Origin of the sequence: Nocardioides albertanoniae, from assembly GCF_006716315.1 — a bacterium.
GTDB lineage: Bacteria > Actinomycetota > Actinomycetes > Propionibacteriales > Nocardioidaceae > Nocardioides > Nocardioides albertanoniae.
This window is the reverse complement of sequence record NZ_VFOV01000001.1, coordinates 2,393,873-2,413,517: the sequence shown is the minus strand read 5'-3', so window position 1 is coordinate 2,413,517 and position 19,645 is coordinate 2,393,873. Positions and strand designations below refer to the sequence as shown.

Here is a 19,645-nt window from a genome sequence, read left to right as displayed (position 1 = left end):
TGCCCGCTCGACCTGCAGAGGTGACTCCTCGACCTGCAGAGGTGACTCTTCGACCTGCAGGGGTGACTCGTCGGCTGGGGCGGGTCAGGCACGGGGAGGGCGGATGAGGCCCTCCTGGGCGACCGTCGCGGCGAGCACACCGTCAGCGGTGAAGACACGACCGATGGAGAGTCCGCGGCCGCCGGAGGCCGAGGGGCTCTCCTGGTCGTAGAGCCACCACTCGTCGGCGCGGAAGGGGCGGTGGAACCAGATGGTGTGGTCGAGCGAGGCCATCTGGATGCCCTTGTGGTCCAGGGAGTGGGCGGCCAGGGAGGCTCCCAGCAGCGAGATGTCGGAGGCCCAGGTGAACGCGGCCCGCTGGATCTCGGGGTCGTCGGGGAGCGAGGCGCCCAGCCGGATCCAGAGTCGCTGCTGTGCAGGCCGGGCCGGGTCGGGCTCGATGCCCAGCAGCGAGTTGCCGACCGCACGCACCTCGACGGCCTCCCACTCGCGCGCCAGCGAGACCGCCTCGGCGCTGCCGGAGTCGGCCATCATCTTGAGGAAGTCGATGCACTTCTCGGGAGGCGGCACCGCGGGCATCGCGTCCTGGTGCTCGAAGCCTGTCTCCGCGCGCTGGAAGTTGGCGGTCAGGTAGTAGATGTCGCGCCCCTTCTGGCGCGCGCTGACCCGCCTGGTCTCGAAGGAGCGTCCGTCACGGATGCGCTCGACGTCGTAGACGATCGGGTAGGACGGGTCGCCCGGGAGCAGGAAGTAGGAGTGCATCGAGTGCACCGTGAAGTCCGGGTCGGCCGAGCGTACGGCCGCCATCAGCGCCTGCGCGGCGACCTGCCCGCCGTAGGCCCGCCCGCGCGAGTTGCGGGTCGTGGTGGCGCCATGGAAGAGATCCTTGTCGATCTGGACCAGGTCGAGCACGCCAACCAGCTCGGCCACCGCCTTGTCCGCCGGCACGGCGTGGGTCGTCATCTGGCGATCTCAGTCCTTCTCAGGGTCGTCGTCGGGATCAGGCCCGTTGAGGCCGGCGAGGAACTGCTCGAACTGCTCACCGAGCTCCTCACCGGTCGGCAACGGCTCGTCGGGAGCCAGCAGCGAGCGCCCGGACTGCTCACCACGCTGGAAGGTGTCGTACTGCTGCTCGAGAGCGGCGACGACCTCCTTCACCTCCGCATTGTCCTCCAGGTAGGACTCGATCTCCTCTTCGCGGCGCTGCGCCTCGGCCTCCAGGTCGGAGACGGGGATCGTCAGCCGCGCGGCGCGCTCGAGCTCCTCGACGAGCACGACGGCCGCGGCCGGGAAGTCGCTCTGAGCCAGGTAGTGCGGCATGTGCACCACGAAGCCGCCCGCCGGATGGCCCCACTCCCCCAGGCGTACCTCGACCAGGGCCTGCGCCGAGGACGGGATCCGGATCTCGCCCTTCCACGGGCTGTCCCAGACCTGCCCGGCCAGCTCCTGGGCGGGGTCGTTGGCGTGCCGGGTGGTGGTCAGCGGACGCGTGTGCGGCACCGCCATCGGCACCGAGGTCAGCGAGACGACCTCGGTGACCCCGAGACGCTCGATGACCTCGCGTACCGCGATCGCGAAGGCCTCCCAGCGGTTGTCGGGCTCGGGGCCGTGCATGAGCAGGTAAGGCGTGTCACCGGCGTCCTTGAGCAGCCGCACCACCAGTCGCGGTGCGTCGAAGGACTCGTAGTGGTCGCTCACGAACGAGATCGCCGGGCGACGCGCGCGGTAGTCGTGGAGCTCGTCGACGTCGAAGGTCGCCACCACGGGCGCGCGCTTCGAGGTCTGCACCAGGTGGGCGGCGGCCCTGTCGGCGGCCTTGCCCGCATCCAGGAAGCCGTCGAGGACGACCACCAGGGGAAGCCGCTCGCCACCGGCGGCCAGCACCTCCTCGGGCAGCTCGTCGACGATGTGTACGAGTCGTGATCCGCTCATCGCTGCCTCCTCCCCTTCGGTGCCACCAGCTGCTCTCTCGCCGTCTGCCGTATCGCCCGGAGTCTCGCTCCTGGGCCTCAACCATCTCAGTGCACGCTTCAACATGACGACAGCGGAGCATCGTGCACGCCCACGATATTCCCAAGCCGACGCGCGGGTCCGCGAACCTCCCCCATCACGCCACCGTTGTTACTAGCGGGTAATGTATGCCTCGGGCACTGTCCGTGCCCACACCTTCAGCGCCGCCTAGCGACAACCAACATGGAGTGACACGGTGACCCGACAGCTGCGAGAAGTCGTCTTCGTCGACGGCGTACGCACACCCTTCGGCAAGGCCAAGGGCCAGTACGCCGAGACCCGCGCGGACGACCTGGTCGTCAAGCTCATCAGTGAGCTCACGCGCCGCAACCCCGAGCTTCCGCCCGAGCGGATCGACGAGGTCGCCATCGCCGCGACCACGCAGATCGGCGACCAGGGCCTGACCATCGGCCGCACCGCGGGCCTGCTCGCCGGGCTTCCGCAGTCCGTGCCGGGCTACGCGATCGACCGGATGTGCGCCGGCGCGATGACCGCGGTCACCACGACCGCCGGCGGCATCGCCTTCGGCGCCTACGACGTCGTCATCGCCGGTGGCGTCGAGCACATGGGCCGCCACCCGATGGGCGAGGGCGTCGACCCGAACCCGCGGATCGTCTCCGAGAAGCTCGTCGACCCCTCGGCGCTCGTCATGGGCAACACGGCGGAGAACGTGCACGACCGCTACCCGGCGATCACCAAGGAGCGCACCGACAAGTTCGCGGTCCGCTCGCAGAACCTGGCGGAGAAGGCGTACGCCGACGGCAAGATCCAGCCCGACCTGGTGCCCGTCGCCACCCGCTCGGCCGAGAACGGCTGGGGCCTGGCCACCACCGACGAGCCGATGCGCCCCGGCACCACCACCGAGGACCTGGGCAAGCTCAAGACCCCGTTCCGCCCCCACGGCCGCGTCACCGCCGGCAACGCGGCGGGCATCAACGACGGCGCCACCGCCTCGCTGCTGGCCTCCGAGGAGGTCGCGCGCGAGCTCGGCCTGCCCGTCAAGATGCGCCTGGTCTCCTACGCCTTCTCCGGCGTGGCACCCGAGGTCATGGCCGTCGGCCCGATCCCCTCGACCGAGAAGGCCCTGGCCAAGGCCGGTCTCACGATCGACGACATCGAGGCCTTCGAGGTCAACGAGGCGTTCGCCATCCAGGTGCTCGCCTTCCTGGACCACTTCGGCATCGCCGAGGACGACGACCGCGTCAACCCCTACGGCGGCGCGATCGCATTCGGTCACCCGCTGGCCTCCTCCGGCGTGCGGCTGATGATCCAGCTGGCGCGCCAGTTCGAGGAGCGCCCCGAGGTCCGCTACGGCCTCACCACCATGTGCATCGGCCTGGGTATGGGCGGCACGGTCATCTGGGAGAACCCGAACTGGACTGGAGAGTCGAAGTGACTGACATCAACACTCTTCTCGCGGATGTCGAGAAGCTCTTCTCCGACGACGAGGTCGTCACCGAGGCGAAGCTGGCGAAGGTCAACCTGCCCTCCGGCAAGGCCCTCGGCCTGGTCACCCTCGACAACGGCCACGACCACACCCGCCCGAACACCTTCGGGCCGAAGTCGTTGGTCGAGCTCAACAAGGCCTACGACGCGGCACTCGCCGACGACTCGATCGACGCGATCGCCGTCACCGGCAAGCCGTTCATCCTCGCGGCCGGCGCCGACCTGACCGCGCTGCAGGCGGGTGGCCCCGACGGCATCCGTACGATCGCCGAGCTCGGTCACGCGGTCTTCCGCAAGCTGGGTGACGGTGACGGCACCACCAAGAAGCCGTCGTTCGGCTTCATCAACGGGCTCGCGCTCGGTGGCGGCCTCGAGGTCGCGCTGCACGCCGACTACCGCACCATCCAGGACTCGGTGCCCGCCGTCGGCCTGCCCGAGGTCATGCTCGGTCTGGTGCCCGGCTGGGGCGGTGGCTACCTGCTGCCGAACCTGATCGGTCCGGCGAAGGCCGCGAAGGTCTTCATCGAGAACCCGCTCAACAACGGCAAGGTGCTCAAGGGTGCCGAGGCGTTCGAGCTCGGCATCGCCGACGCGAAGTTCGGTGGCGCCGACTACCTCGAGCAGTCGCTGCTGTGGGCCGACAAGGTGCTCGCCGGCGACGTGACCGTCGAGCGGGAGTCGATCGACCGCGGCGAGGGCTGGGACGAGGCCGCCAAGAACGCGGGCTTCTTCGCCTGGGCCAAGACCGGCGACGCCTCCCCGGCCGCCAAGAAGGCCGTCGAGCTGCTCACCCTGGCCAAGACCGCCGGTCGTGACGAGGGCTTCGCGGCCGAGGACGACGCGCTCGTGGCGATGTCCGAGACCCCGCAGCTGCTCGCCTCGCTCTACTCCTTCGACCTGGTGCAGAAGCGCGCCAAGCGTCCCGCCGGCGCGCCCGACAAGGCGCTCGCGCAGAAGGTCACCAAGGTCGGCATCATCGGTGCCGGGCTGATGGCCTCGCAGTTCGCGCTGCTCTTCGTGCAGCGTCTCAAGGTGCCGGTCGTCATGGTCGACCTCGACCAGGAGCGTGCCGACAAGGGTGTGGCGTACGTCCACGCCGAGCTCGACAAGAAGCTGGCCAAGGGGCGCGCCTCCCAGGACGCGACCAACCGCCTCAAGGCCCTGGTGACCTCCTCGGTCGACTACGAGGAGTCCTTCTCCGACGCCGACTTCATCATCGAGGCCGTCTTCGAGGAGATGGGCGTCAAGAAGACCGTCTTCGCCAACGCCGAGAAGGTGGCCCCGGAGACCGCGGTCTTCGCCACCAACACCTCGAGCCTGTCGATCACCGAGATGGCAGCCGACCTGAAGAACCCCGAGCGGGTCGTCGGCTTCCACTTCTTCAACCCGGTCGCGGTGATGCCGCTGCTGGAGATCATCAAGGGCGAGAAGACCTCCGACGCGGCCCTGGCCACGGCGTTCTCGGTCTCGAAGTCGCTGAAGAAGACCTCGATCCTGGTCAAGGACAGCCCCTCCTTCATCGTGAACCGGCTCCTGGGCCGCTTCATGGGTGAGGTCTCCAAGATCGCCGACGAGGGCACCCCGGTCGACGTCGTCGAGTCGGCCTTCGCCGGTGTGGCGCCGATGGGTCCGTTCGCGCTGATCGGGCTGGTCGGTCCGGCGATCGCCTACCACAACAACGAGACGCTCGCGAAGGCGTTCCCGGACCGGTTCTACCTCTCCGAGAACCTCCACAAGGTCGTCGAGGCCAAGAAGAGCTCCTTCTTCGGTGCCGACGGACGCACCGTCGACCCCGAGGTCGAGGCGCTGCTCACCACGGGCGACGTGGCCAAGACCGCCGAGGAGGCGCGCCAGCAGTCGCTGGAGGCGCTCGCCGACGAGGTACGCCGCATGCTCGACGAGGGCGTCGCCCAGGCCGCCGAGGACATCGACCTGGCGATGATCACCGGCGCCGGCTTCCAGTTCTGGAACGGCGGCATCACCCAGCTGCTCGACCGTGAGGGCATCTCCGAGAAGGTCACGGGCAAGAAGTTCCACTGACCCTGGACCACTCATGAGTTGACCCCCGGCCGCCGAGCGGCCGGGGGTCAACTCGTTCCCGGAGGTGTCAGCGAGTGACTACTCGGCCTCCGAGAGTGACGTCTCGGGGAGAGGGTCGGTGTCGAGGCTGCCGAGGCGGGAGATGGTGTCGAGCGCGATCGCCTGGGGGGTCAGGCCGATGTCGCCGAGGATCTTGGGGCGCTTGGCATGGTCGAGGAACTCCTGCGGGATGCCGTGGATCTTCACCGGGGTGCTCACCTCGGCGGCGGTCGCGGCCTGCAGGAAGGCGGCGCCGACGCCGCCGGCGACGCCGTTGTCCTCGATGGTGACGACCAGCCGGTGGTCGGCGGCCGCCTCGACGAGGGCGGGGTCGACCGGCTTGACCCAGCGCGGGTCGACGACGGTGACGCCGATGCCCTGGGCGGTGAGCCGCTCGGCGACGCCCACGGCCACCTCGGCCATCGAGCCGACACCGAGGACCAGCACGTCGCGGGTGCCGTTGCGCACCAGCACGTCGGCCCCGCCGAGCTTGTCGATGGTGGGCATGTCGTCGGGCGGCGGGCCCTTCGGGAAGCGCACCACGGTCGGCGCGTCGTCGACGGCCACCGCCTCGTCGAGGAGCTCGACCAGGCGGGTGACGTCACGCGGCGCGGCCAGCCGCAGCCCGGGCACGATCTGGAGCATCGACATGTCCCACATGCCGTTGTGCGAGGCGCCGTCGTCACCGGTGACCCCGGAGCGGTCGAGCACGAAGGTGACGCCCTGCTTGTGGAGCGCACAGTCCATCAGCACCTGGTCGAAGGCACGGTTGAGGAAGGTCGCGTAGACCGCGAAGACCGGGTGGAGACCGCCCATGGCCAGGCCTGCTGCCGAGGTGGCGGCGTGCTGCTCGGCGATACCGACGTCGAAGGTGCGCTCGGGGAACCTGGCATGGAACTTGTCGAGACCGACCGGGTGCACCATCGCCGCGGTGATCGCGACGATGTCCTGACGCCGCTCCCCCAGGCGCACCATCGCGTCGGAGAAGTGGTCGGTCCAGATCAGGCCCTTGGGCTTCTCGGCGCCGGTCTGGACGTCGAACGGGCCGGGCGAGTGGAACTGGTCGGCCTCGTGGCGCTCGGCGGGGTCGTAGCCGTAGCCCTTGCGGGTGATCGTGTGCACGATGACCGGCCCGCCGAAGCGCTTCGCCGAGGTCAGTGCCTGCTCGACCGCATGCCTGTCGTGACCGTCGACGGGCCCGACGTACTTCAGCCCGAGGTCTTCGAAGAGCCCCTGCGGCGCGACCGCGTCCTTGAGCCCCTTCTTGACCGCGTGCAGCGCGTCGTAGGCCACGGCGCCGATGCCGGGCACCGCGTTGAGGCGGCGCTTGACCATGTCGAGCAGCAGCTCGTAGCGAGGGCTCGTACGCAGCGTGGTCAGCGCCGTGGCCAGACCACCGATGGTCGGGGTGTAGGAGCGGCCGTTGTCGTTGACCACGATGACCAGCTTGGAGTCCTGCTGGATCGCGATGTTGTTGAGCGCCTCCCAGGCCATCCCGCCGGTGAGCGCACCGTCGCCGATCACGGCGACGACGTGACGATCCTCGCCCCGAATCGTGAAGGCCTTGGCGAGCCCGTCGGCGTAGGAGAGCGAGGTGGAGGCGTGGGAGTTCTCGACGACGTCGTGGTCGGACTCGAGCTGGCTCGGGTAGCCGCTCATGCCGCCCTCGCGGCGCAGCGTGCCGAAGTCGCCGGCGCGCCCGGTGACGAGCTTGTGGACGTAGGACTGGTGGCCGGTGTCGAAGACGATCCGGTCGCGCGGGCTCTCGAAGACCCGGTGCATGGCCAGGGTCAGCTCGACGACGCCGAGGTTGGGGCCGAGGTGGCCGGTGTTGGTGGCGACCGTCCTGATCATCAGGTCACGGATCTCGCTCGCCAGGAGCTCGAGCTCGTCATCGGAGAGATCGCGAAGATCCTGTGGCGCGGCGATGCGTTCGAGGAGACCCATGGCCCGGATTCTACGTCTCCACCCTGAGGCCCGCCGACTCGGATAGCGCCGCGTGCTGGGCCGATCCGAGGAACTGACCCAGTCCGAGCCGGGCCTGGTCGCTGAGGTCCAGGTCAAGCGCCTTCGCCGGATCGACGAAGACGATCTGACGGCCCTCGTGGCACACGATGTCGGCGTCGGTGAGGCCGACGGCGGCAGCGTAGAGATGGATCTTGTCGTCGGTGCCGGTCTCGGGATGATGCACGTCGAGCACGGTGACCGGCTCCAGGTCGTCGGGCCGCAGCCGCACCTCGGTCTCCTCCTCGAGCTCCCGCAGAGCGCCGGCCAGCGGGTCTTCGGCCGGCTCGAGGTGCCCACCGGAGAACGACCACTTCTCCGGCGCGATCCGAGGATGCTCGTCACGCTCCTGGAGCAGCACCCAGCCACCTGGGTCGACAAGGATCACGGCAGCGAACTCGGTCATGAGGAGCGAGCCTAGTGTCTCGGCCGAAGCGAGCCGCACACGCCCGAGACGTTCGTCCTTGACTGACGGCAACCGACAGCAAAGACTGACAACATGGCAATGACGAAGAAGCAGAAGGCGATCCTCAGCACCGGCGCCGTCCTGGCTCAGGCGGCCGTCGCGCCCGTGGTCCTCCGCGACCTGCAGAAGCGCTCCGACAGCGAGATCCGCGGGCCGCGAGCGCTGTGGCGGCTGTGGGGCAGCACCAACCTCCTCGGTGCGGCCACCTACTGGTTCTTCGGCCGGAAGTCGGCCGCCAGCTGAGGCCCGGCGAGTAGCCGCACCGCGAAGACCAGCTCCTCGACGTCGGCGAACCGGCGCAGGTCGCAGCCCGTGCGCTGCGCGATCCGATCGAGCCGGTAGTAGGCGGTGTTGACGTGCATGTGCATGCGCTCGGCGGCGAGCTTGGCGTTGAGGTCGCTGGCGACGTAGGCCTGCAGCGTCTCGATCATCGCGCCGTCGCGCGCCAGGTCGTCGAGCACGAACTCGCGCAGCCGCTGACGGATGACCCGGCGCGCGATCGGGTCATCGCGCAGCACCAGGTAGTCGACGGTCGACAGCATCGACAACGCCACCACGCCGGGAGCCTCACCCAGCGAGCCGCGAGCGATCCCGGCCTCGGCGTAGGCAGCCGGCACGCCGGACCATCCGGTGTGGACGGTGCTGATGCCGACCGTCAGCTCGACACCTTGGCGCGCGAGGCGCTCGTGCACGCGGCGTAGGTCGGGCACGAGGGCCTCGATGTCGTCGCTCGTCATCGGCAGGATCCCGATCATCTGCTCCTGCCGGATCACCGCGAGGCCCTCCTGCGTCGGGCCCAGCTCGGTGCGTACGACCCGAAGCATCTCTCGCAGGCTCTCGCCGACGCGCAGCGGATGCGACGGCACAGCCACCAGCACAGCGGCCCTCCCCTCGCGCTCGAGCCCGCACGAGCGGGCGATGTCGAGCCTCGGGCCCACCGGCACCTCGCGGCCGGCCAGCAGATCCTCGACGAGGTCTCGCCGCACCCGGTCACCCTCGGCCAGCACCGTCTGCTGGGAGTCGAGATAGGCCTCGGCCGCCACCGTGCTGCCGACCTCGATCACCTGCATCACATGCGTGGCCGCGGGCAGCACCGCACGCTCGGTCTCCGGGTCCTGGGCGGCGACGTCGACGATGCTCTCCCACAGCGCCACCTGGCCGATCCGGAACGCGTGCAGGAAGTCGGCGAGCGCGATGCCCTGACGCACCCGGTTGGCTGCCTGCCCAGGGCTCAGGTAGAAGTCCTCCCGTAGGGCGCCGCGCCCCTCCTCCAAGGTGGTGAGAACCGCCCTGAAGACGGCCTCTGCATGGTCGGCGACATCTTCACGCAGACCCGGGTCGGGGCTGGCGACGTAGGCAGGCACCTGATCCCACGTGCGCTCCAGGAAGACCTCGACGGTGGCCGGCAGCCCTTCGCGGACGCCGGCGACGATGCGGCGGATCGGCTCGGTGCTCATCGTTGCCTCCCTCGTGCTGCTCGTGGGCACAGCACGTCACATTCTGGTGACCTGACAACAAAACGCGATACCCGGCCCGGCATCGGAGCCCATTTATAGGCTGTCACCAGCCGATTTATAGCGACCTCACACATTTCCCGACGCGCCCTTCCCAAACGCGCCACCACTGCTGAATGGTGCTAAGTGTCGGGGGTCACAAAAATCTCGGCCTGCCCCAACCAGGAGTGAACACACCATGGAGAACCATTCCGCTGAGGGACCTTCTCGGGTCTCCAGACGTTCGTTCGTCGGCTACGTGATCGGCGGCGCGACCCTGATCGCCGCGGCCGACCTGGGCCTGGCACCGACCGCGGCCAACGCGGCGCCGGTGCCGTCGGTTCCGCAGGTGCCGGAGATCTACGATCTCAACGACTTCCTCAGCCACTGCGCCATGCCCACCTCGAACCTGATCGCGATCGAGGTCGACGAAAAGGGCCACGCCCACTTCGCGCTGCCCCGGATGGAGGTCGGCCAGGGCATCACCACCGCCATGGCCATGCTGATCGCCGATGAGCTCGACCTCGCGGTCGACGACGTGCACGTCACGCTCGCGCCGGCCCGCCCCGAGCTGCTCTTCAACCAGCTGACCGGTGGCTCCAACACCATCGTGTCGATGTACACGCCCGTACGAGTCGCTGCCGCCATCGCCCGCAAGGCGCTGCTCGAGGCAGGCGCGATCCTGCTCGGCACCACGGTGGCCCAGCTCGTCGCCAAGGGCGGCGTGATCAGCGCACCGGGCGGCTCCTCGGTGACCTACGGCGAGGCGGCCGCCAAGGCGGCCAAGCCCACGACCGAGAAGGTCGAGGTCGACCTCAAGCCGACCTCCGAGAACGCCGTCGTCGGCAAGCCGCATCGCCGTGTCGACGCGCTCGAGGCGGTCACCGGCAAGAAGAAGTTCGCGATGGACCTCGACGTGCCGGACGCACTGCCCACGATGGTGTGCCGCGCACCCGAGCTCAACGGCACCGCGCACTCGATCGACAACAAGGGCGACGTCGAGAAGATGCCGGGCGTCACCCACGTCGAGATCATCCCGACAGGTGTCGCGGTGCGGGCCAAGACCTTCGGTCAGTGCATCGATGCCGTACGCGCGCTGAAGGTCACCTGGAACTCCGGCACCGTCACGACGATGTCGGCCAAGGACGTCCGCAAAGAGCTCAAGGCCGGGCAGATCCCGCTCGTCGCACCCAAGCTCGGCGCCACCTCCGTCGATGGTGAGTTCACCTTCCACTTCCGCAGCGGATCGGCGCTCGAGCCCAATTGCGCCGTCGCCGACGTGCGCGACGGGAAGGCCACCATCTGGGGCGGTCTCAAGTCGCCGATCACCGCGCAGGAGAAGATCGCCGGCGCCCTCGGCCTGCTGCCGACCGACGTGAAGGTGCACGTGGTCCAGGGCGGTGGCTCCTTCGGGCGCAAGCTGTTCTTCGACGCCGCTCTCGAGGCCGCGCACGCCTCCAAGGCGTTCGGTGCTCCGGTGAAGCTGATGTGGCACCGGGCCGACGAGCCCCGTCAGGGCCGCGTGCACCCGATGTCGGTCTCCCGGATCCGGGCCACGACCCTGGCCGGGGGTGTGCTCACCTTCGAGCAGCGTCACGCCAGCGTGGCCACCGACTTCACCCACGGACTCGGCGAGCGGCTGACCGCGGAGGCGGCCGCGCTTCCGACCGGCCTGTCGAACCTGAGCTTCTCGGAGTCGATCTTCATGCTCGCCACCGAGCTGCCCTACAACTTCGGGGTCATCACCCAGCTGCTCAACGAGCCGAAACCCTCGGTCGACCGGTTCAACACCAGCTCGGTGCGCAACATCTACTCCCCTGACGTCGCCACCGCCAGCGAGCTGATGGTCGACCAGCTCGCCAAGAAGATGAAGCTGGACCCGGTTGCCTTCCGGCGCCGCTACCTCAAGAGCGACGTGGTCAAGAAGGTGCTCGACCGGGCCGCCGAGCTCGGTGACTGGGGCCGCACGATGCCGGCCGGCACCGCACAGGGCATCGCCATCCACAAGGAGTACAAGGGCGCGACCGCCGTGCTCGTCGAGCTCGACTGCCGCCCCGAGACGGTCAACCGTGAGGTGCGCGACGCCGTCACCGGCCCGCGGGTCACCAAGGCCGTCGTCGTCGCCGATGTCGGCGTGGTGATCAACCCGATGGGGGTCAAGGCGCAGATGATGGGCGGCTTCTCCGACGGCATGTGCCAGGCGCTGACCTACAGCAACCACCTGGTCGACGGCCAGTTCCTCGAAGCCAGCTGGGACAACTCGGCCTACACCCGTCAGTGGAACACCCCGTTCGACTTCCAGTGCGAGGTGATGGAATCGCACGGCAGCCAGCCCGGCGGTGTCGGAGAGGCAGGCGTCGCCGCCTCGATGGCGGCCGTCGCCTGTGCCTACGGCCGTGCCACCGGTGAGATGCCGACGGAGTTCCCGATCAACTTCCGCGAGCCGCTCCACTTCGAGCCCAAGCCCTTCGTCCCGTCCGTCCCCGAGTCGCCGACCGACGGCCTCTCCCACACGTTCTGAGGTCCCCCAATGCCTTCACACACCTTCCAGCTCAACGGCGAGACCGTCACCGTCGACGTCGAGGACGACGTACGCATCCTGTGGGTGCTGCGCGACGTGCTCGGTGTCACCGGACCCAAGTACGGCTGCGGCATCAACGTCTGCAAGGCCTGCACCAGCCACATCAACGGCAAGGCCTTCAACCCGTGCTCGGTCCGTGTCTCCGACATCAGCGCCGACGACAAGATCACCACCATCGAGGGGCTCGCCGACACCGCACCCGGTGACGGTCTGCATCCGATGCAGGATGCCTGGCTCGAGCACGACGTCGCCCAGTGCGGCTACTGCCAGCCCGGCCAGATCATGGCCGCGGTGGCCTTGGTCAACAAGGTACGCAAGGAGGGACGAGCGATCTCCGAGGCCGACCTCGACACCATCCGCAACGTCTGCCGCTGCGGCACCTACTCCCGCATCCGCGAGGCCATCAAGACCGGGCAGGAAGCGATGGCCCGGGGCCTCTAGGTCCGGTCGTACGACGCGGCGGGGCGAGGTCGGTGATCCGGCCTCGCCCCGCCGCCGACATTACGAACTGGTGAACATGGCAACCGGCACGTCCGTGTCTCTCCCGCAGGCCGACTCCGTGCACTAACGTTGCGCTCGCCCTCGCCAGGGCGTGACGTAGTGACAGACCTCGGGAAGGTAATGATCGATGACTGACTTCGGTGCAACATACGACGAGATGACCGGTGCGGCCGACAAGCTCGACCAGGGCAAGGACACCATCGAGTCCGCTCTTGACGAGTGCCAGGGCTACGTCGACGAGCTCGTTCAGGACGGGTTCAAGACCGAGAAGGCTTCGGGCAAGTTCCAGGACGGCTACACCGAGATGACCACGGGTCTCAAGGACGCCATCGGTGGTGTCGAGGACATGGCTCAGTCGCTGCGCGACATGGCCACGGCCATCCAGGACCTCGACAGCCAGCTCGCCGGCGGCTGATCCTCTCTCCGGTGACGTGGTGGGCCAGCAGCGCTGGCCCACCACCTCTGTGAGCCCACAATCGCCGCGCCGAGACCTCACGACGGCGTTCTCCGGCAACGAGTAAGGATCAGGCCATGCCAGACGTCTTCATCAAGATGTCAGAGCTCGAGAAGGTGAAGACCTCGATCGACGCGATCGTCGAGGAGTTCGAGAACGCCTCGGGCAACTCCGAAGAGCTGGAGTCCGACATCGGCGACCCCTTCGACATGTCCACGCTGCGCAGCAAGGCCAGGGACTTCGAGGAGCGTTGGGACATCAAACGCGACGAGCTCAAGGACAGCCTTGAGAAGGTCGGCAAGCACCTCAAGGACATCATCGACGGTTTCGGGGAGTGGGACACCGAGGCAGGCCTTGCCTTCGAACCCAAGAAACCGTAGGGCGACCTGTCCCGTCTCATCGCTCTTCTCGGAAAGGAACAATCATGGCTGGCGGTATGCCGAGCTCCCCGAAGGGGCGCGAGATCAGGTCGGTCGAGGGCAACCCCTCGGGGGTCATCGACCGTGGCAACAAGATCACAGAGCTCGGCGAGATGATGGACACCGCGGCGGTCACGCTGCGGGAGATCAAGGAGAACAGCTTCGCCGGCGAGGCGCAGGCCGGCAAGGCGGTCGAGTCGCTCCAGGAGTCCATCGACGACTCGTACGAGACGCTGGAGGAGGCCGCCGACCTCTACAAGCCGGTGGGCCCGGTGATCGTCAAGTACGGCGAGATGCTCGAGACCAACAAGCCGCGGATCGACGGCTCGGCCGCCAGTTGCGCCGATCTCTGGAACATCTACGCGACCCTTCCTGGCGACAAGGACGAGAGCCTCGCCAAGGAGGGTGACGGCTCGGGCGAGGGCGACACCACCGAGCAGGAGGCCGGCGAGAACCAGGCCAAGAAGGACGCCTACGACAACTGGGAGAACGAGGCCGAGCGCTTCGACACCTGGTACGACGCCTGGGAAGAAGGCTTCGACGAGGCGGTCGACGGCATCTCCGACGGGCTCTCCGGCTCGATCAAGGACGGCTTCTGGGAGTTCCTCTCGAAGTTTCTCGAGGTCTTGGAGTGGATCGCTCTCGCACTCGGTGTGCTGGCCATCATCTTCGCCGGCCCGTTCGCGGCGCTCGCTCTGATCGTCTCCGCCGTGACTCTGGTCGGGAAGTTCATCCAGGCCGCCGCAGGAGAAGGCGAGTGGACCGATGTCATCTTCGCGGCCCTGGCGGTGATACCGGTGGGAAACATCAGCCGAATAGGCACCGCCATGTCGAAGGGCTTCACCTACGGTGCCGCCCGCGGCGCGGGCACCTTCGGTAAGTGGAGCGGCAAGTTCGTCGGCGGTGCCACCGGGTTCGGGAAGTCGTTCGGGCGCTCCTTCGTGCAGCAGTTCGACTTCTCCAAGCCGTTCGGATTCAAGACGTTGAAGGACATCGGCGTGAGCTCGCTCACCGGCAAGACCGCGGACGAGGTCAGCGGTGTCGTCCCGGGGGCCTTCAGAGGCGGCTGGGAGGGCTTCAAGAACACCAAGGGCAAGTGGGAGGTCTTCCACGGCACCGCCGGCCAGCTGTTCACCTACAACAACTGGGGCTACCTGATCGCGGGTGAAGCGGGCAGCGACGCGGAGAACTGGAAGTCAGAGTTCCCGGCCAACATCATCACCCTCCCGTGGTCGTGATGTCCGCCATGGCTGATTCCGGAGCCGGCGCGGGCCGGCGAGACGAGACGACCCAGTGGCACGTGGCCACCGACGTCGCCACCCCCGGCTGGGTCGAGGTGCCGCCGCCTGGCAACGACTCGGGCCAGCCATGGCCCGACGTGGCGATCGCGGAGGTCGAGGATTTCTGGCAGGGCGAGACCGGGCCGGAGGTCCGCGCGGAGATCAGCCAGATCCTGACCGCGGCGCAGCAGATGCGAGCCCCGCAGGAGGCCTTGAGTCTTCTCTACTGGCCGGTCCAGGTCCCGGCTGCCGTCGGCGTCCACGTACGTGTCCTCCCGACGGTCTCCCTGGCGCTGTGGACGGAGGCCGACTTCGACGTGATCCGCTACGACGGTGCGCTCATCGGCTCCGGTGCCCAGTGCGTGCAGAGTGCCGAGGTCGCCATGGACGGCGGCAACGGTTCGATGCCGTTCGTCAGCGCGAGCTGGGTCTTCAACCAGGGCTCCGACTCCGTCGTCGTCTCCGTCGATCCGGTGCCTGCCGACTGGTTCATGCACATGCTCGGTGGCCTCCAGTCCCTCCTGCAGACGCTGGAGCTGAGGCGCCCGGACGGGAGTCTCTTCGTGGGCGAACCGTTCGACGGTCTCGCCCGCACCGACATCGAGGAGTGGGCACCGCTCGATGACTCTGCATAAGGACGCCACAGCGTGGGCGGCGTCGGTCGGCGCGACCGAGCCGCACGAACCCAGCGACGCGGAGCAGGCCGTCCTCGACCGAGCTGGTTTCGTCCTCGACCGGCGCCACCGTAGTCGTGGTTGCTGGGCGTTCCTCGGGGAGCGGTCGATGGCGTTCAAGGCCTTCGCCGTGATCTCGATGTTCTCGCCGATCCTGGGGATGACGTCCTTCTGGGCAGGCGGCTTCTTCGGCCGTGGCTACCGCGACTACGACTTTGGCTCCTCGACCGAGAACATGATCGCGGTCGTGACGTTCTCGATCGCCGCGCTGTGCCAGCTGGTGCACATCGCCGGCTGGGTGCGGCTGGGTCGGCGGTCGGTCGAGAGCGACCTCATCCGTGCCGGTGCGGTCGCGGTGTGCTCGATCCTCACTCTGATCCAGCTCTGGGCTCGACCCGGCCAGCTGGAAGGCGGCTCGGTGACGATCGTGGTGCTCGCCGCCCTGGTCGTGTCGCTGATCGGGCTCCTCCTCTTTCTCGTCGCGGGCTCCACAGCCCCCTTTCCCGACGTCGACCTCACCGCGCTGAGCGACGACGACCGCAACACGCTGCTGGCGCAGCGCGCAGCAGCCCTGACCAAGCTCGCCGAGCGGAAGCTGATCAAGATCCGCCAGGCGAACAAGGCCACCGAGCGCCCGCTGGGGTCGCTCGTCGGACGCAGAATCGAGTGAACATGGCTACTGATACCACCTCAATGTCGGTCAAGGACCTGCTCGGCGGAGCGGCCGCTGTTCCCGAGTTCGAGATCAAGCTGCTGCCTGGGTGGGAGCGACACAGCGGCAGCGATGCGGACAAGACGCATCTGGACGCTCGCATCAAGCGACGCTTCATGGATCTGCACCGCCCGGACCTGTACGCCACCGTCCGCTCGATGATCGATGAGTCCTACGAGAAGATGAAGCAGGAAGGTGTGCTGGCCTTCTTCGCCGCCACCGGAGCAGACGAGGACAAGGTCGTGATCCCGGGCTCGATCGTCGTCTCCGAGCGCCGCTCGGCGGCCGGCGAGAGTCTGGACACCACGATCAAGGCGCTCATGCGGGACTTCGGTGCGGCGCCGTTGTTCGGCGATGTCCGGTTCATGCGTTACGAGCGCGAGAAGACGGTGACGATGCAGGACGCCACGATCGCCCAGACCTCGCTGGTCTACCTGACGCCGATTCCCGGATCAGGGCGGAAGCGTGCCCTGCAGTTCGTCGCCTCGTTCGGTCGCCCGGTCGAGATGTCGGCCGACGACGACAAGGTGAAGGCCTGGAAGTTCGCGTTCGACTCGTGCATCTCCACGCTGCGCTGGAAGGTCTGAGGCGTGGGCCCGCACGAGCGGACAGGCCGGGTCAGCGCTGACGCAGCGCCGACTCGACCCGCTCGACCTTGGCCGTCAGCTGGCCCTCGTGGCCGGGCCGGATGTCGGCCTTGACGACCAGGCTCACCCGGGACGACACCGCGGCGACGGCGTCCACGCACTGCTTGATGACACCCATCACCTCGTCCCACTCGCCTTCGAGGTTGGTGAACATGGCGTTGGTCTCGTTGGGCAGTCCGGACTCACGGACGATGCGGACCGCCTCGGTCACCGAGGCGGCGACCGAGGCGTCGGGGTCGTCGGTCGTGGTGGGAGCGATCGAGAAGGCGACGAGCATGTCGAAACACTATCCACACCCGACACAGGCCCGCATATAGTGGCGCCGCCGGGGGCCGAAGGCGCTTCACCGGCGGGAAGGAATCGATGAGTGAGGGAATCGACCGGCTCGCTGCCACGCTGGGAGTGCCCGCTACGCGGATCGCACCCCTGGAGGCGTACGACGACCAGCAGCTGGGTCGCTTCGACGATCTGCTCCGCGACGCGATGAGAGCCGAGGACGAGGCCTTCGAGGCCTCCCTCGACGAGGCGCTGAAGCTCGTGCCGAAGATGCTGCGTGGAGTCGTCCAGAAGATGCTCGGAGGTGCCCGATGACCGCGCTCACCAGCTCGCTGGAGATCACCAAGCTCGCCCACGAGATGCGGGTCGAGGAGACCGAGCTCGCCTTCCTCTCCCCCACCGCCCCCGATGATCTTCGCGATCTCCGGGCGATCGTGTCCCACGCTATGTTCAGCCGGCACGAGGCCCGCGTGAAGCGACTGGCCGCGGTCAGCAACAAGCTGCCCGCTGCCGTCACCGCGAAGATCTCCGAGATCGCGATGGGGCCCATGCTCAGCGCACGCGTGGCCGCGGTGATGGATCCGTCCGATGCCGCCAAGCTGGCCGGTCATCTGAGGCCGGAGTTCCTCGCCGACCTGTCCGTCCACCTCGATCCGAGCCGCGTCGCGGGCATCATCGACAAGCTCGACCGCTCGCTCGTGATCGAGGTCGGCCGCCGGCTGATGGCTCAGGGACACCTGCTGACCCTGGCCAGGTTCACCGGCGTCGTCGGCGCCGAGACCTCCCTGAAGGTCGTCGAGGGCGCCTCGGGCAGCGACATCCTCCAGCTCGCGCTCTTCATTGACGAGCCGTCGGTGGTCGACCCGATCCTCGCCGGCCTCCCCGACCCCACGGTCACCGAGATCGCTGCCGCCACCTCGGATCACGGCGATGCCGGAGAGGCCCTCCTCGCCGCCCTGAGCGACGCCAGCCGAGCCCGGATCGTCTCCTTGACCTGACCCCAGGCCGAGCTCGATCGTCGCGGGCCACGGATCAGCGTGTGGGTAGAAGCTGGGCCGCCAGCGAGTGTGCGGTGGCCTCCAGCGTCTCGGCATCCATCCCGGTGCGGCCCATGAACGTCAGGCCCTGCTGCGTCGTCAGCAGCGCCCGGGCGAGGCTGACGGGGTCGGCGGAGGCGCTCAGGTCACCCTCGACCTGAGCCCGCCGCACACCCTCGGTCAGCACCGCTGTGATCCCCTCGTAGGCTCGCCGCGCCTCCGCGGCGACGGCTGGGTCGGCGGAAGCAAGCTCGGTGGCGCTGTTGGCGAGCAGACAGCCGCGCCGGGCGGCCCCGCCCGTGGGATCGTCCACCGGCATCATCACGAACGAACGCAGCGCGTCGACCGCGCGTGGAGCCGAGTCGATCACCCCACGCACCGCGTGGTCGAGCGATGCCACGTAGAGGCGCAGCACCCGGAGGAAGAGCTCGTGCTTGTCGCCGAAGGCGGCGTAGAGGCTCCCCTTACCCAGGCCGCTGACTCGCATGAGGTCTTGGAGCGAGGTCGCCGCGTAGCCCGCGTCCCAGAACTGGTCACAGACCGAGCGCAGCACCGTGTCCTCGTCGAACTGCCGTGGCCTTGCCATCCGCCCAGCATACGAGTTGTTGACCGTTCGGTCCACTATGCCTATTGTGGACCGGACGGTCAACAACTGATTTCGTACGCGACCCCGACCGTCACCACCCGCCGCACCGGCGGTTCACCCACCACACCACCGAGGACGACTACTCATGGGTCAGCTCACCGACAAGACAGCCTTGGTCACGGGCGCGAGCACGGGCATCGGGCTCGCCACGGCCGAGCGCTTCATCGCCGAGGGCGCGCGCGTCTACCTCACCGGACGCCGAACGCAGGTGCTCGACGCCGCGGCCCAGAATCTGGGCGACCAGGCCATCGCGATCCAGAACGATGTCTCCGACCTGGATGACCTCGACAGGCTGTTCGACCGGATCGCCGCAGACGGAGATCGCCTCGACATCCTCTTCGCGAACGCAGGCGGCGGCGAAGCGAACCAACCCCTCGACACGCTGACGCCCGAGGCCTTCGACCACACCTTCGGGATCAACCTGCGTGGCACCGCCTTCACCGTCCAGAAGGCGCTCCCGCTGCTGAACGACGGCGGGAGCATCGTGCTCACCGGCTCCAGCTCAGCACACCGCGGCACCGCCGGCTTCGGCGTCTACTCCGCCACCAAGGCGGCCATCAGGCAGTTCGGCCGGGTCTGGGCTGCCGAGCTCGCGCCACGCGGGCTGCGCGTCAACACGTTGGTGCCCGGCCCCACCGACACCCCGGGCCTCCGCGGCCTCGCCGAGAGCCCAGAGCGAGCGGGCGTGCTCCTCGACGAGATGGCGAGCAGCACGCCGCTTCGGCGCGCCGCCGACCCGGCGGAGATCGCCAACGCCGTGCTCTTCCTGGCATCGGACCAGTCCAGCTTCATCACGGGCAGCGAGCTGTTCGTCGACGGCGGCGAGGTCCAGGTCTACCCCTGACGGGCGGGCGGAGACGTACCGGACACTCGGACCAGCACCGAACACAAGCGCCCCTGTCAGGCCAGGAGCCTGACAG

21 protein-coding genes are annotated in these 19,645 nt (G+C 68.3%); 14 read left to right on the top strand and 7 right to left on the bottom strand.

Annotated features, from left to right (window positions below; genetic code table 11):
* Positions 1-84: 84 nt before the first annotated feature.
* A complete protein-coding gene (locus FB381_RS11490) occupies positions 85-963 on the bottom strand; it encodes an acyl-CoA thioesterase (protein ID WP_170225136.1) in 879 nt (292 codons plus the stop codon).
* Positions 964-972: 9 nt separating this feature from the next.
* Entirely contained in the window at positions 973-1,932 is a 960-nt protein-coding gene (locus FB381_RS11485; protein WP_141780419.1) for a proteasome assembly chaperone family protein, read from the bottom strand.
* 274 nt (positions 1,933-2,206) lie between these two features.
* On the opposite strand from FB381_RS11485, the gene FB381_RS11480 reads away from it, so the two are divergent.
* Complete coding sequence (locus FB381_RS11480) at positions 2,207-3,406, top strand: thiolase family protein (RefSeq protein ID WP_141780418.1); 1,200 nt, start codon at positions 2,207-2,209, stop codon at positions 3,404-3,406.
* The gene (locus FB381_RS11475) at positions 3,403-5,496 is read left to right on the top strand and encodes a 3-hydroxyacyl-CoA dehydrogenase NAD-binding domain-containing protein (RefSeq protein ID WP_141780417.1); all 2,094 of its coding nucleotides are present in this window, start codon (positions 3,403-3,405) and stop codon (positions 5,494-5,496) included. The genes FB381_RS11480 and FB381_RS11475 overlap by 4 nt, the downstream gene beginning before the upstream one ends.
* 78 nt (positions 5,497-5,574) lie before the next feature.
* Here FB381_RS11475 and dxs read toward each other — a convergent pair whose 3' ends face one another.
* Complete coding sequence (gene dxs / locus FB381_RS11470) at positions 5,575-7,482, bottom strand: 1-deoxy-D-xylulose-5-phosphate synthase (protein ID WP_141780416.1); 1,908 nt, start codon at positions 7,480-7,482, stop codon at positions 5,575-5,577.
* A gap of 10 nt (positions 7,483-7,492) precedes the next feature.
* Positions 7,493-7,945: an NUDIX domain-containing protein gene (locus tag FB381_RS11465; RefSeq protein WP_141780415.1), complete on the bottom strand. Its 453-nt coding sequence runs from the start codon at positions 7,943-7,945 to the stop codon at positions 7,493-7,495.
* Between the two features lie 93 nt (positions 7,946-8,038).
* Between FB381_RS11465 and FB381_RS11460 the strand changes: the two genes are divergently transcribed.
* The gene (locus tag FB381_RS11460) at positions 8,039-8,248 is read left to right on the top strand and encodes a hypothetical protein (RefSeq protein WP_141780414.1); all 210 of its coding nucleotides are present in this window, start codon (positions 8,039-8,041) and stop codon (positions 8,246-8,248) included.
* On the opposite strand, the gene FB381_RS11455 is transcribed toward FB381_RS11460, so the two are convergent.
* Entirely contained in the window at positions 8,212-9,462 is a 1,251-nt protein-coding gene (locus FB381_RS11455) for a PucR family transcriptional regulator (RefSeq protein ID WP_141780413.1), read from the bottom strand. The two genes, FB381_RS11460 and FB381_RS11455, sit on opposite strands and share 37 nt — an antisense overlap.
* A 235-nt stretch (positions 9,463-9,697) precedes the next feature.
* Here FB381_RS11455 and FB381_RS11450 point away from each other — a divergent pair, with 235 nt between their 5' ends.
* From FB381_RS11450 to FB381_RS11415, 8 genes are all read left to right on the top strand, one after another.
* Positions 9,698-12,019 carry a molybdopterin cofactor-binding domain-containing protein gene (locus tag FB381_RS11450; protein ID WP_141780412.1) on the top strand — a complete coding sequence of 774 codons (2,322 nt, stop codon included), beginning with the start codon at positions 9,698-9,700 and terminating at the stop codon, positions 12,017-12,019.
* 9 nt (positions 12,020-12,028) lie between these two features.
* Positions 12,029-12,520, top strand: coding sequence for a (2Fe-2S)-binding protein (locus tag FB381_RS11445; RefSeq protein ID WP_141780411.1), 492 nt, complete (start codon positions 12,029-12,031; stop codon positions 12,518-12,520).
* Positions 12,521-12,707: 187 nt separating this feature from the next.
* A complete protein-coding gene (locus FB381_RS11440) occupies positions 12,708-12,995 on the top strand; it encodes a WXG100 family type VII secretion target (RefSeq protein ID WP_141780410.1) in 288 nt (95 codons plus the stop codon).
* Between the two features lie 116 nt (positions 12,996-13,111).
* Positions 13,112-13,414, top strand: coding sequence for a flagellar protein FlgN (locus FB381_RS11435; protein ID WP_141780409.1), 303 nt, complete (start codon positions 13,112-13,114; stop codon positions 13,412-13,414).
* Between the two features lie 44 nt (positions 13,415-13,458).
* Positions 13,459-14,691 (top strand): hypothetical protein, encoded by a 1,233-nt coding sequence (locus FB381_RS23885; protein WP_170225135.1) that lies wholly within the window; start codon positions 13,459-13,461, stop codon positions 14,689-14,691.
* Positions 14,692-14,699: 8 nt separating this feature from the next.
* Positions 14,700-15,368, top strand: a complete 669-nt coding sequence (locus FB381_RS11425) for a hypothetical protein (protein ID WP_141780408.1) — start codon at positions 14,700-14,702, stop codon at positions 15,366-15,368.
* The gene (locus FB381_RS11420; protein WP_141780407.1) at positions 15,355-16,077 is read left to right on the top strand and encodes a hypothetical protein; all 723 of its coding nucleotides are present in this window, start codon (positions 15,355-15,357) and stop codon (positions 16,075-16,077) included. Before FB381_RS11425 ends, FB381_RS11420 begins: the two co-directional genes overlap by 14 nt.
* A 2-nt stretch (positions 16,078-16,079) precedes the next feature.
* Positions 16,080-16,706, top strand: a complete 627-nt coding sequence (locus FB381_RS11415) for a protein TPRXL (RefSeq protein ID WP_141780406.1) — start codon at positions 16,080-16,082, stop codon at positions 16,704-16,706.
* Between the two features lie 31 nt (positions 16,707-16,737).
* On the opposite strand, the gene FB381_RS11410 is transcribed toward FB381_RS11415, so the two are convergent.
* Positions 16,738-17,043, bottom strand: coding sequence for a thiamine-binding protein (locus FB381_RS11410; protein ID WP_141780405.1), 306 nt, complete (start codon positions 17,041-17,043; stop codon positions 16,738-16,740).
* An 86-nt stretch (positions 17,044-17,129) separates the two neighbouring features.
* Here FB381_RS11410 and FB381_RS11405 point away from each other — a divergent pair, with 86 nt between their 5' ends.
* Together FB381_RS11405 and FB381_RS11400 are read left to right on the top strand one after the other, a co-directional pair.
* Entirely contained in the window at positions 17,130-17,357 is a 228-nt protein-coding gene (locus FB381_RS11405) for a hypothetical protein (RefSeq protein ID WP_141780404.1), read from the top strand.
* The gene (locus tag FB381_RS11400) at positions 17,354-18,040 is read left to right on the top strand and encodes a hypothetical protein (RefSeq protein ID WP_141780403.1); all 687 of its coding nucleotides are present in this window, start codon (positions 17,354-17,356) and stop codon (positions 18,038-18,040) included. Before FB381_RS11405 ends, FB381_RS11400 begins: the two co-directional genes overlap by 4 nt.
* A 34-nt stretch (positions 18,041-18,074) precedes the next feature.
* On the opposite strand, the gene FB381_RS11395 is transcribed toward FB381_RS11400, so the two are convergent.
* The gene (locus tag FB381_RS11395) at positions 18,075-18,665 is read right to left on the bottom strand and encodes a TetR/AcrR family transcriptional regulator (RefSeq protein WP_141780402.1); all 591 of its coding nucleotides are present in this window, start codon (positions 18,663-18,665) and stop codon (positions 18,075-18,077) included.
* Positions 18,666-18,810: 145 nt separating this feature from the next.
* Here FB381_RS11395 and FB381_RS11390 point away from each other — a divergent pair, with 145 nt between their 5' ends.
* A complete protein-coding gene (locus FB381_RS11390; protein ID WP_141780401.1) occupies positions 18,811-19,569 on the top strand; it encodes an SDR family NAD(P)-dependent oxidoreductase in 759 nt (252 codons plus the stop codon).
* Positions 19,570-19,645 lie beyond the last annotated feature (76 nt).